The organism is Streptomyces sp. NPDC050433 (assembly GCF_044458565.1).
GTDB lineage: Bacteria > Actinomycetota > Actinomycetes > Streptomycetales > Streptomycetaceae > Streptomyces.
Window position 1 is genome coordinate 243,190 of sequence record NZ_JBITIB010000005.1, and the last position, 12,048, is coordinate 255,237.

Sequence of the window (12,048 nt, forward strand, 5' to 3'; positions counted from 1 at the left end):
CGCACGTAGTCGACGGTCAGCGTGCTCGGGAAGGGCGTGCTGCCGTTGGGGTCGCCGGGCCAGTAGCCGCCGACCGCGAGGTTGAGGATCAGGAAGAACGGATTGTTGAACACCCATTCCCGGCCGCCCAGATCGGCGGGCGTACGGGTCTGGAAGACATTGCCGTCGACCGACCAGCGGATGGAGTTGGGCGACCAGTCGATCGCGAAGGTGTGGAAGGCGTCGGCGAACGCCTGGCCGCCGGGGAGGGTGTAGCCGGCGCCTATGCCGCCCGAGCCCGAGTAGCCGGGGCCGTGCAGTGTGCCGTGCACGGTGCTCGGCTCGAAGCCGACGTTCTCCATGATGTCGATCTCGCCGCTGTTGGGCCAGCCGACGTCGCCCATGTTGTTGCCGAGCATCCAGAACGCGGGCCACATGCCCTGCCCGCGCGGGATCTTCATGCGGGCCTCGACGCGGCCGTACTGCGCGGTGAACTTGCCGGCCGTGTTCAGCCGGGCGGAGGTGTACTCGCACCGGCCGTACCAGCACTGGTAGTTGCCGGGGTTGTCCTTGCGGGCGGTGATGACGAGATTGCCCTGGCCGTCGAGGGCGGCGTTGTTGTTGCCCGCCGTGTAGTACTGCCGCTCATGGTTGTTGACGTTGTCGCCGGTCTCGATCTGCCATCTGCTGCCGTTGACGGCCGATCCGGCGGGTCCGTCGAAGTTCTCGTCGAACGTCACGGCCATGGGCGCGTTCGCCGCGTTCGCGCTGATACGGGGCTCGGGGGAGGGCGCCGCCGCTCCGGCGGGCACGGCCGTGGCCACGCTCGTACAGGTGAGAAGAGCCAGGGCGTACAGCGTCACACGACGCCGCATGGGGATTCGCACAGGTCATCACTTCACTTCTCATGGGGGCATGTGCATGACATTCGTGCAGTTAATTCAATACTTGATTTAAGGGAGGTCCAGGGGGGCCGTCAAGGAGTTGGTATGGACCAAACTTGACCGGCCTCCCCTGGTTCCGGGCCCAACTACCCCAGCGAAACCGGCAGTCGCTGCACGCTGTTGCCCACGAAGCTTGCGTGCCGCGGCAGTTCCGCCTCCGTGACCGCGACGTCCAGGTCCGGGAAGCGGGTGAACAGCCGCTCCAGCGCGATCGTCGCCTCCATCCGGGCGAGCGACGACCCCAGACAGAAGTGCGCGCCGTGCCCGAGCGAGAGGTTACGGGTGGCCGGGCCCGTGGCGTACCGGGTGAGGTCGAACACGTCCGCGTTCTCGCCGTGCGCGGCCTTGTCGCGGCCCGCCGCCGAGTAGCCCGCCAGGACCGGCGTGCCCTGCGGGATGACCGTGCCGTCCACAGTCAGGTCCCGCGTCGGATAGCGGAACGGGAAGAAGCTCACCGGGCTGTCCCAGCGCAGGGTCTCCTCGACCACGTCCGACCAGCTCGCCTTGCCCATCTGGACCAGTTCCAGCTGATCGCGGTGGCGGCAGAGCGCGCGTACCGCGTTGGTGATCAGGTTCAGCGTCGTCTCGTGCCCGGCGATGATCATCAGCAGCAGGGTGCCGATGAGTTCGTGCCCGCTCAGCCGGTCGCCGTCCTCCTCGCGCGCCGCGATCAGCGCGCTGGTCAGGTCCTCGCCGGGGTTCGCGGTACGGGAGGCGGCCACGGCGCCCAGTACGGCCACGATGTCCCGGTTGGCGGCCATCGCGTCCTCGGGGGAGATGTCCGTCGCGACAATCTGGTTCGACAGATGGTGCAGCTGGTCGTGGAACTCCGCGTCCACGCCCAGCAGTTCGCAGATCACGCTCATCGGCAGCGGCAGGGCGAAGTGCTCGCGGAGATCGACGACGACCGGCCCGTCGACGACGACCGGCCCGTCGACGACGACCGGCCCGTCGACGACGGCCGCCCCGTCCTCGCCGCCGGCCGCCGCCAGGTTGTCCAGCAGCTCCGCCGTCACCTCCTCCACCCGCCCGCGCAGCGCCTCCACCCGCCGCGTCGTGAACGCCTTGCTCACCAGCGAGCGCAGCCGCCGGTGGTCTGCGCCGTCCGCCGTCGTCATGCCCTGCACGGTCGCGAACGTCTTCAGCGGCCACCCGTCGGGGATCCGCCCCTCCCGCAGCGCCGTGAAGTGCGTGGCGCCCTTCGCGACATCGGGATGCGACAGGAACTCCTTCAGCGCGTCGTGCCCGATGACCGCCATCGCCTCGACCTCACCGGGGAGTACGACGGGGGCCACCGCGCCCCGCGCGAGCAGGCGCGCGTTGGCGGCGTGCGGGCAGCCGCCGGCCGGATCCATCCGGTGCGGGACGGCGGGCCTGTCGGTTGACGTGTCGGACGACGTGTCGGACGGCCTGTCGGTTGACGTGTCGGACAACGTTTCAGCGGCGGGTGTGTTCGGCTCGGGGCTCAAGGCGGGCTCTCCTCAACTCCGCGTCGCGCGCGGTCCACGCGGCAACTGCGGCTCGGTGAAGCGGACGGGAAGGGCCGCCAGGCCCTTGCTCCAGGGCGATTTGATCCAGGCCAACTCGGTCTCCGGCACGGCCAGTTCGAGATCCGGCAGCCGATGCCTGATGGTGTCGACCGCGGTACGGGTGATCAGCCTGGCAGGGTCCTGGGCCGGGCAGGTGTGCGGCCCGGCCCCGAACGCCAGATGGGAACGGTTGCCCACCACGGGCGTACCGTCCTCCGGCAGGATGTCCGGGTCGGCGTTCGCCGCGGCCAGACCGAGGATCAGCATGTCCCCGGCACGGATCTCCTGGCCGCCGAACCGCAGATCGCGGGTGGCGTACCGGGCGGGGAAGTTCTGCGTCGGCGGGAAGCGCCACAGCACCAGGTCCAGCGCGTCGTCGACGCTCAGATGACCGCCGCTGAGCGAGGACCGGAACGCCGGGTCGCAGAGCAGGATGCGCAGGGTGGTGGCGATCCAGTTCACCGTGGTCTGGTTGCCCGCGACGAACATCACCACCAGGTTGTGCAGCACCTCCTCGTCCGTCAGCCGCGCCGGATGGTGCAGCAGCGCGGACGTGACGTCGTTGCCGGGACGGTGCCGCTTCTCCTCGATCAGGGCGAGCAGGATCGCGCCCATCCGCTTGCTCGCGTCGGCGGAGTCGGCGTTCGCCACGACCAGCCCCGCGATGGCCTTCACCAGCTCCTGCCCCGTCGGCCCGTCGAGCCCGAGCAGACCGGTGATCACCATCAGCGGCAGCTTGCGCGCGTAGTCCGACACCAGGTCCGCCTGCTTGCGGTCGGCGAACTCGGCGATCAGCCGCTCGGCCGTCTCCCGTACGCCGCGCCGCAGTTCATGCCCGTTGATCCGGCCGAGCGCGTCCGACACCGCCGCCCGCATCCGGCGGTGCTGCTGCCCGTCGGCGAACAGCAGCGCCGGGCGCCAGCCCACCATCGGCAGGATCGGCGAGTCCGCCGGCACCCGGCCTTCGCGCAACTGGCCCCAGCGGCGCGGGTCGTGCGAGAAGTCCTGCTCCTCGCGGGTCAGCCGCAGCAGCTCGCGGTGGCCGAGCACCAGCCAGGCCGTGATGCCGGGTGCGACGGTGACCGGGGCCACCGGGCCGTGATCGGCGCGCAGTTGCTCGTACAGACTCGGCATGCGGTCGCCGTCGAGATGCTCCCCGTAGATCGCGGTCGCGGTCCCGGTCGCGGTCGGGGATGTCGGCGCGGGTGTCGGCGCGGATGCGGGTGTCGCAGCGGGTGTGGTCATGGTGTGGACTCCGGCGTCATGAGGACTCGGCGGCGAGGACGAGGTGGCGTACGAGGGCGATGAGCGCCATGACGGAGGACCGCTCGTCCCGCGCGTCGCAGGACACCAGTGGCGTGTCCGGCAGCAGGTCGAGCGCGGCGCGCAGCTCGGCGTCGGTGTGCAGCGGGCTGCCCGGAAAGACGTTGACGGCGACGGCGAACGGCAGCCCCAGGTCCTCCAGATGGCCCAGCGCGTCGAAGGACGCGGTCAGATCGCGGGTGTCCACCAGGGCGAGCGAGCCGAGCGCGCCCCGTGCCAGATCGCGCCAGGCCGGGAGGAAGCGCTGCTGCCCCGGCGTACCGAACAGATAGAGGACCAGCTCGCCGTCGATCGTCATCCGGCCGAAGTCCAGGGCGACGGTGGTGGTGGCCTTGGCCTGGTCCACCGTGACGTCGACCGAGGCGCCGGCCCGGGTCATCACGGCCTCGGTGCTGAGCGGCTTGATCTCGGAGACCGTACCGATGAACGTCGTCTTGCCGACGCCCAGCGGCCCGACGACCATGATCTTCGCGGCGCCGGCGACGCTGGAGCTGACGTACTTGCCGGCGGCGAGGGCCTCAGAGGCGGCTTTCGAGGCCATGGAGGACCTTTCTCAGCATGGTCACATCGGCTCGTTCGGCCGGCGGTATGGGCGGGCGGGTCACGATCAGTCCCCATTCGATGAGGTCGGCGAGCAACACCTGCACCACGGAGGGCGGTTGGCCGAGATGGGCCGACACCTCGGCCACCGACAGCAGTCCCTGACAGTGCGTCAGGATGGTGCGGTGCTCCGGCTGAAGTGTCACCGGCGGGTCCGTTTCGGCCGCCATCACGAGCGATTCCCAGGACAGTGGTTCGGCTCCGGCGGCCGTCCTTCCACCGGTGATCACGTACGGGCGCACCGCCGACGTGGTCCGGTCGTCGGGACGTTCCGTCATGAGGACGGGCTCACCGGATCCCGAGGCTGGCTGCTCAGGTGGCTGCCGATCTTCACGACCAGCAGCTGCATCTGCTGGGCCACCAGGCCCACATCGGCGTCGGTCTCGGTGGCGGCACCCAGCTGGGCACCCACACCGGCCGACGTGAAGAGGACGAAGCCCTGGTCGGACTCCAGCATCAACTGCCGTACGTCGGCGCCGCCCCCGAACACCAGCCCGGCCGTGGAGCGGCCCGTCATGGTCAGCGCGGCGGACGCGGCGGCGAGCGATTCGGCCTCGGCGACGGTCAGTTCGGCCACGGGACCCTTCAGATTGTCCGCGGACGCGTGGCCGAGCCGCAGGCCGTCCTCCGAGACGACCACCGCGTGTCTGACCCCCGGTATCTCGGTCAGGGGGCGGAGCATCCACCCCAGGTCGGGGAGTCGGGAGATCGTTCCGGTCACTCTTCCGGTCACTGCCGGCCTCCGTCGTGTTGGTCGGGCACATCGGTGTCCTGGTCGGCCGCGGCGCGGCCACGACGCGAGCCGGACAGCACGCTGGTGATCGACGCGCGGGCCGCTTCGGGGGTCCAGGCCCGGTCGGGCCGCGCCTGCTGCGGGGGTTGCGGCTGCGACACCTGTGGTGCTTGTTCCGCCGCGCGGTCCTGGTCGGCCGCCGTGGCGGGGGCCCGCCGACGGCTGCGGCGGCGGGGCAGCCCGCCGGGCTCGGGTCCGTCCTCCGCACGTACGGTGCCTGCCGCAGACCGCTCGTGCTCCTCGTCCGGCACTGACACCGACGCCGACACCGGCTCGCGTACGGGCACGTGCACCGGCTCCGCCGGAAAGTGCGACAGCGGTTCGGTCAGCAGCCGGTGCGGTACGAAGGTGACGGCCCGCGTCCCGCCGTACGCCGACGCCCCCGTCAGCTCCACGTTGAAGCCCATCTCCCGGCTCCAGCGCCCCACGCACGCCAGCCCCAGCCGCGGTACGGCCCCGAGCCGCGTCAGGTCCAGATCGTCCCTGAGCTGGGACATCGCCTGGTGCAGCACGTCCGGAGGCATGCCGAGACCCGCGTCGTCGATCTCCACGACGGCCCCCGCGCCCACCTCACGGATCGTCACGATCACCTGGGTGCGGGAGGGGGAGAACACGGTCGCGTTCTCCAGGAGTTCGGCGATGGCGTGCATCAGACCCTCGACGGCGGGCGGCACCACGAACAGCGTCTGCCCGCCGTGCACCTCCACCCGTCCGAACTCCACGATCCGCGACTGCGCGCCGCGCACGCAGTCGTACAGCGAGACGGGCTGCGACTCGCGCCTGGCCGGCCAGATCCCGCACATCACGAGGAGCGTCTGGGCCTTGCGGGTCATCTGCGAGGCCGCGTGGTCGGCCTTCATCACGTCCGCCATCAGCCGCGGGTCGTCGATGGCGCGCTCCACGTGGTCGAGGACCTGCTGCTGCACCGTGGCCATCGCGTGCATGTTGCGGGCGACCGACTCGAAGGCCGTCTGCACCGAGTCGCGCAGCCCGCGCTCGCGCCGTACCGCCTCGTCCGAGCCGAGGGCGGCGACCACAGCGGCCAGCGCGTGTGCGAAGTCCTCGCCGGTGTCGGCCTCGGGCGCGACAGGTCCCGGTACACCGTCCAACCGCCGTCCCGCGCGTACCCGTTCGGCGATGGCGGGGACGCGTACCGCAGCCAGATGGGCGACCTCGGCGCCTCGCGCGGCGGCGGTCCGCCGCTCCCGGTCCCGTTCGGCGCGCTCGGCGCCCAACCGCCGGTGCAGCACCAGCACCCAGGCGATGAGCAGCACGGCCAGGGCCGCGCAGCCGCCCGCGAGTGCCTGCCGCCACTCAGCCGTGGACGCCCGGCCGATCAGCACGGCGGCGACGCCGGCTGCCACGAGGACTCCCAGCCACTGGACCGCCCGTCTGCTCTGACTGTTCACCGGACGGCTCGACACGGAGACGGGGCCCCTTCCAGGATTCGTCGGGACACCTAGGGCTCCCGATGGGGGGTGATCGCGAGCACCCAGATCCTACGAGCAATGTGCTTGATTCGGGCGGGAGTTGGCCAACATCTGTCACTCGGCGGCACAGGCCGGGCACCATCCGCACATGTGTACGGAGGGGGTTGTCGGTCATACGGGCTGGCCGCAGCACGTGAACACATCCCGTATCGCACGAACTCACCCCCCACACCGACACCCTCACCACCATCGGGCCCATGTACAGGTTCACCCGCCATGTCAGCCGCATTCGGATCATTTACGGCTCCGACCACCGCCGGCCCTCGCCCGCCGCGACCGCGCTGCCCGGTGGTTCACCACCGTGCCGGATCTCAGGCGCCGAACAGCACCCCGTACGCCGTCGGCACGAACGCGTCGGCCCGCCTGAAGCGCCGCGAGGCGACGGCGGCCACCGCCGTTCCCGTCCCCGGGCAGAACCCGAGGAACGCCTGCTGCCCGCTCGTCGCCCCGCAGTGGAAGTACGCCGGACCGTCGTCGGTCGGGTGCTGGAACCAGGTCAGTGTGTGCGTGTGCGCCTTGCCGATTCCGCGCCGCAGCACGGGGCGGCGCACCGCGTGCAGGGCGTGCGCCAGCGACGGCGTGCGCTCCGGCCGCAGATGCGCCTCCAAGAAGGTCAGCAGATCGTGCGGAGTGGCCCGGACGGCCCCGGCCGCCGCGAAGCCGCCGATGCTCAGCGGGGGCACCTCGCTCACGCCGTCCCCGGCGTGACCGACGGCGTCGGCCGCCCCGGCGCTGCCCGCGCCGGCGGCGCGTGTCGATGTCCCGGACAGCCCGAGCGGCGCCAGGACCTGCTCCTCCATCAGCGCGTCCCAGCCGGTGCGGGTGGTGGAGGACAGCGCGTGCCCGAGCACGGAGACGGCGAAGTTGGAGTAGTGCCAGCGCGTGCCGGGCCGGTGGCGCGGACGCGCGCGCAGGAACGCGTCGACCACGCGGTGCGCGGGGTACCCGGCGAACGGGTTGGTCGTCCAGCGTGGCAGCGCCTGCCGGTAGAAGTCGCGCGGCAGGGCGGGCAGTCCGGACGTGTGGGTGATCAGATGGCGCAGGGTGATCGGCGCGACGTGCGGGGGCGGCTGGGGGCCGAAGCAGGCCGCCGCCGAGTCCTCGTACGCGACGTGACCGGTCCGCGCGAGCTGGGCCAGCAGCAGTCCGGCGTACGGCTTGGAGGCGGAGCCGATCTCGTAACGCAGCCCCTCCGCACCCGGCGAGGCGCGGACGGTGCGGGCTCCCTGCACGGAGACGGCGAAGACGACATCGGGGGCGTCGACCGCGCGCACGGCGGCGTCGAGCCGTTCGTGCGGGGTACCGGCGAGGGCGGCACGCGCGCTGTCCGCCCGTACGGCCATGATCTCGCGCTCGCTCATGACGCCACGGGGGTCGTCAGGCGCGCCAAGGCGCGTGAGGTGGCCAGCACGGAGGCGAAGGCGGCGACCAGCGTCGGGTGGTAGACGATGTCGAACACGTCGTCCGCGCTCCCCTCCGGCATCTCGTGCACGGCGGGCATCGCGCCGTCGGGCTGCTGCGCGGCGGCGAAGCCGCGCCATGCCCGTTCGTCCAGGGTCGGTTCGGGCAGGCAGGCGTCCACGACGAGCAGTTCGCCGAGGAGATCCCAGCGCTTCAGGTCCAGCCAGTCGTCGAGCCAGACCGGCAGCCACAGGGCCAGGTAGTCGGCGATGGCGGCCGGCAGCCCGGCGGGCTCCTGGCCCCAGTCGGTGAGATGGAAGACCGTGTGGGTGATGTCGTACCCGATATGGCCCTCCACGGTCCACGGTTCGGGTGTGCGGGCGAGCCAGGTGCGCGCGGTCGCGTCGTCGAGGGGAGTGCTGGGGGCCAGTCCGAAGCGCTGCTCGTAAGTGGAGATGCCCAGCCGCCGGACCGGCAGCACCTCCAGGGCGGCCCAGCTGCCGAGCCGGTGGTTGAGGCGGGCGGCCCGCTCGGTCTCCGGTTCCTGGTAGCCCATCTCCTTGAAGGGCAGATAGACCTCGAAGGGGATGGGCGAGATCGGCTCCTGCCGCTGGCCGCGCGCCAGCATCCGTCCGCCGTCGAGGGCTTCACGCCACAGGTGGTCCATCAGCCCGCGGGCGAGGGAGGCCTGCCGGGAGCCCGCCACCCCTTCGCGGAAGAGGATCTTGCAGATCATGGCGGCTTCGCCGATCGGCTTGAAGCGCTCCAGGAAGCCCACTTCGGGATCGGCGTCGGGTTCGAGCCGGAAGCCGGCCCGGTTGGTGTGCAGCCACTCCATGGCCTGCGCGCCGACGCCGTGGATCAGCCGCGTGTGGTCGGGGCTCGTGCCGTCCGCGCCCCCGGTGTTCTCCGCGCTGTCCGTGCCGTCCGTGCTGTCCGTCGTCATGCGACGCCTTCCTGTACGGCCGCCAGGCGGACGTCGGCCAGCGTGGCGGCGAAAGCGGCCATCAGCGTGGAGTGGTAGCAGTACGCGAAGTCCCGCGGCGGCTCGCCGGGGCGCCCCGCGCCGTTCTCGGGGATGCCACCGGCCGCGTCCTGGACATCGGCGATCCGTGCCCATCCGGCGTCAACCGCGTCGGCCAGGCCGCGATATGACGAGGCATCAGGAACGCTTCCGGCAACGGCGAGCAGTTCACCGCTCAGGTCCCACTGCTCCGCCTCCAGGCAGGTGTCCAGCCACGCGGGCAGCCACGTCGCCAGATAGTCGGCCAGCCCGCCCGGCATCAGATACGGCGCGTTGCCCCAGTCGGTGAGGTGGAAGACGACATGCGTCAGCCCGTAACCCGCCGTCCGCTCGAACGTCCATGGCTCCGGCAGCCCGCCCAGCCAGGTCCGCGCAAGCGCGTCCGACGGCTCCTCGTACGGCGGAAAGCCCACGCGCCGCTCGGAGTTGAGCACACCCAGGCGTCTGTTCGGCTCCTGCTCGACGCGCTGCCAGCCGCGTGTACGACGCACGGCCGCCGCCAGTTCCTCGAAGCCCGTGTGCCGCAGATCCGCGGCGGCGAAGGCCGCGTAGATCTCCAGCGGATACGTCGCGAAGGGCTCGCCGCGCAGCAGGTCGAGAAAGAGCCGGCCCCGCCGGGTCTGGTCCCACGCGAAGTCCAGCAGCTCCGAGGCGAGTCGGTGGCGGAGGGAGCCGGGGTCGCTGTGCGCGCGGATCGAGAAGCTGAGCTGCGCCAGCTCGCCGAGCGGCTTCAGCGTCCGGTTGACGTCCGCGTCCGGGGCCAGCACGTCGTCCGGCAGCCGGAAGGAGTCGCGGTGGTCGTGCACCCACTCCAGGGCGGTCCGGGACACGCGGGACGCATGAGACTCCCGTGCCTCCCGCGACTCCCGTGCCTTCCGCGATTCCCGCGATCCGCGAGACAGCTGTGACGCGCCGGCCGTCTGCGACGTACTCATCGGCGGCCCACGGCGCGGATGTGCCGCGCGGCGTGCACATGCAGGCCGACCCGCGCGTCCGTCCCCGCCATCTGCCCGACGAATTCGAGTCCGGTGTCCAGCCCGAGCGTGTCGGGGACACCGTCGACGACGGTCAGCCAGCGCCCGGCACCGGCCGCCTGGAGCCAGTCACGACGGCGTACGGCGCGTACGAAGCCCCGCGCCACGTCCACGGGGCGGCGGGCGGCGGCCCGTGCCACCCCCGAATCGGCGCCGGGCACGGCGAGCGCCCCCAGGAGGGAGAGCTGATGGGTCAGCTGCGGCCACGCCAGGCCGTCCAGCCACGACGCGTCGGGCCCGGCATGCGGTCCGGTCGTGGGTGCGTCCAGTCTGTGCAGGGTCTGTGTCATCGCCCAGTGGCTCCAGACCGTCGTCTCGGTCGACGTGGCGCCGGGCGCGAAGGTGAGGGCCGCACGCTGGAAGACCGCCAGATCGTCCGGGAGCGGCCGACGGTGGGTCAGCACGCTCGGCAGCAGGACGTCGGCGCCCAGCACGCGCACCGCCGCCAGACCCAGCTTGTCGTCCGCGAGGGTGCCGACGGTGCCGCCCACCACAGAGGAATGGCCTCCGTCCCGAAGGACGGAGACCACCTCTGAAGCCAGGTCATGCACCACACCCGCAAGGCGGGAAGAGGTACCTGACTGCTCCATATGACGTTTCCCGTCAGCCCTTCTTCGGGCGGGGGGTCGGCGGCGAGAGCAGAACCGCGCCACCTCCGGCGGCCAGCGCCAGTGCGGCGCACTCCCGGCTGTCGCGGTATGTGCCTTCGGCCTCGCTCGGGCTCAGGACGGAGTCGATGTCGACATCCAAGTCCTTAGTAACGTCTCGGGCGTTGGTCGCAGTGGACATGCCATCATCCCCTCAGAAGGAAGCTGGTTCGGTGTACCCAGCCAGTGGAACTCACAAATCGGACACCCGCAAACGCTCAGCGTCCGAACGGGCTCCGCCGGGCCGGGGCGAGCCGTTCGGGCCCGGCGCGCCGCAGGGCGGCGGCGACGCGCTCGGCGGACCAGCCGAGCGCGGCGGCCGGCCCCTCGATCTCGACCGGCGCCTTCCCGTGCACGAGGGCCGCGAGCAGTGTCAACGCGTCGTCGACAGAGCTGGGATCGATCGCCATCTCGTCGTGGAGGGAGGCGAAGAACCGGGCCATACGGTCGAGCCGGACCCCCGCCGGTGTGTCCGCGCCGACGATGCCGGCCCCCTGCCGGGCGGTGTCCGCCCAGGTCGCGGTCGAACGCGTGTCGCGCGTCCAGGCCCGCAGCCAGACGTCGTCGTCCACGACGTACAACTCGCGGCGCGAGCGGGGATCCCGGTCGCGCCGCACCACCTCCAGATCTTCGAGATAGCCGATGGCCTTGGAGACGGACGCGGGGCTGACCCGCAGCTGACGGACCAGGTCGGCGGAGGTGAGGCTGCCGGAGTCGGTGAGGAACAGCCGGACCAGGATCCGCGACACCATGGGGGGCAGCCCGGTACTCACCAGCATCGCCACGAACTGCTCGGCGAAGTGGCGGAGTTCGTCGCGGTCGGGCCCGGCGGGCCCGTCGGCGCCGATGTCGCCGGGCCGGCCCGGCGCGGGCCCGCGCCGCCGGGCCCGCCGCTCGGTCGCCCGCAGCGCGCGGTCCGCCCGGTAGCCGTCGGCGCCGCCGTTGCGCGCCACCTCCCGGCTGACGGTGGAGGTGGGCCTGCCGAGGCGTCTGGCGATCTCTGCGTATCCCAGTCCGCCGGCCAGTCCCGCGCCGATGTCCCGGCGGTCCTCGGCGGTCAGCCTGCCTCCGGGCATCCGCGTTCGCCTCCTGACGGTCCATGGGTGAGGGGTCGGCCCAGTATGCGTTCAGCGCCATCTCATTGCAACGATTCTCTCGCCGAAGACCGTTGCGTTCACCGTCATGACCATTGCAATTGATGTTGACGACTAGCGAAACGCAACGTAGCTTTCCTCGTCACTGAAGCAGTGAAGCGGCGAGGCCAAGGGATTTCGATGTGGCGAA

13 protein-coding genes are annotated in these 12,048 nt (G+C 71.5%); all 13 read right to left on the reverse strand.

Translation table 11 applies throughout. From position 1 onward, the window contains the following. Positions 1 to 854, reverse strand: an 854-nt coding sequence (locus ACIBLA_RS09065) for a family 16 glycosylhydrolase (protein ID WP_399198211.1), incomplete at its 3' end; no start/stop codon positions are given. A 155-nt stretch (positions 855 to 1,009) separates the two neighbouring features. Continuing rightward, on the reverse strand, positions 1,010 to 2,278 hold the full coding sequence (locus tag ACIBLA_RS09070; RefSeq protein ID WP_399198247.1) for a cytochrome P450: 1,269 nt from the start codon (positions 2,276 to 2,278) through the stop codon (positions 1,010 to 1,012). 126 nt (positions 2,279 to 2,404) lie between these two features. Beyond that, positions 2,405 to 3,697 carry a cytochrome P450 gene (locus tag ACIBLA_RS09075; protein ID WP_399198212.1) on the reverse strand — a complete coding sequence of 431 codons (1,293 nt, stop codon included), beginning with the start codon at positions 3,695 to 3,697 and terminating at the stop codon, positions 2,405 to 2,407. Between the two features lie 16 nt (positions 3,698 to 3,713). Then, on the reverse strand, positions 3,714 to 4,316 hold the full coding sequence (locus ACIBLA_RS09080; protein WP_363243159.1) for an ATP/GTP-binding protein: 603 nt from the start codon (positions 4,314 to 4,316) through the stop codon (positions 3,714 to 3,716). Further along, positions 4,294 to 4,653, reverse strand: a complete 360-nt coding sequence (locus tag ACIBLA_RS09085; protein WP_363243158.1) for a DUF742 domain-containing protein — start codon at positions 4,651 to 4,653, stop codon at positions 4,294 to 4,296. The genes ACIBLA_RS09080 and ACIBLA_RS09085 overlap by 23 nt, the downstream gene beginning before the upstream one ends. After that, positions 4,650 to 5,096: a roadblock/LC7 domain-containing protein gene (locus ACIBLA_RS09090; protein ID WP_363243245.1), complete on the reverse strand. Its 447-nt coding sequence runs from the start codon at positions 5,094 to 5,096 to the stop codon at positions 4,650 to 4,652. The genes ACIBLA_RS09085 and ACIBLA_RS09090 overlap by 4 nt, the downstream gene beginning before the upstream one ends. 8 nt (positions 5,097 to 5,104) lie before the next feature. Continuing rightward, entirely contained in the window at positions 5,105 to 6,532 is a 1,428-nt protein-coding gene (locus ACIBLA_RS09095; protein ID WP_363243157.1) for an ATP-binding protein, read from the reverse strand. 437 nt (positions 6,533 to 6,969) lie between these two features. Continuing rightward, positions 6,970 to 8,019 carry a serine hydrolase domain-containing protein gene (locus tag ACIBLA_RS09100; protein ID WP_399198213.1) on the reverse strand — a complete coding sequence of 350 codons (1,050 nt, stop codon included), beginning with the start codon at positions 8,017 to 8,019 and terminating at the stop codon, positions 6,970 to 6,972. Beyond that, complete coding sequence (locus tag ACIBLA_RS09105) at positions 8,016 to 8,897, reverse strand: DUF6895 family protein (protein WP_363243243.1); 882 nt, start codon at positions 8,895 to 8,897, stop codon at positions 8,016 to 8,018. The genes ACIBLA_RS09100 and ACIBLA_RS09105 overlap by 4 nt, the downstream gene beginning before the upstream one ends. 104 nt (positions 8,898 to 9,001) lie before the next feature. Further along, positions 9,002 to 9,913, reverse strand: coding sequence for a DUF6895 family protein (locus tag ACIBLA_RS09110; RefSeq protein ID WP_363243156.1), 912 nt, complete (start codon positions 9,911 to 9,913; stop codon positions 9,002 to 9,004). 101 nt (positions 9,914 to 10,014) lie between these two features. Beyond that, positions 10,015 to 10,707 carry a hypothetical protein gene (locus ACIBLA_RS09115; protein WP_363243155.1) on the reverse strand — a complete coding sequence of 231 codons (693 nt, stop codon included), beginning with the start codon at positions 10,705 to 10,707 and terminating at the stop codon, positions 10,015 to 10,017. Between the two features lie 13 nt (positions 10,708 to 10,720). Next, entirely contained in the window at positions 10,721 to 10,906 is a 186-nt protein-coding gene (locus tag ACIBLA_RS09120; protein WP_363243153.1) for a hypothetical protein, read from the reverse strand. 76 nt (positions 10,907 to 10,982) lie between these two features. Beyond that, entirely contained in the window at positions 10,983 to 11,840 is an 858-nt protein-coding gene (locus ACIBLA_RS09125) for a helix-turn-helix domain-containing protein (RefSeq protein WP_399198214.1), read from the reverse strand. Positions 11,841 to 12,048 lie beyond the last annotated feature (208 nt).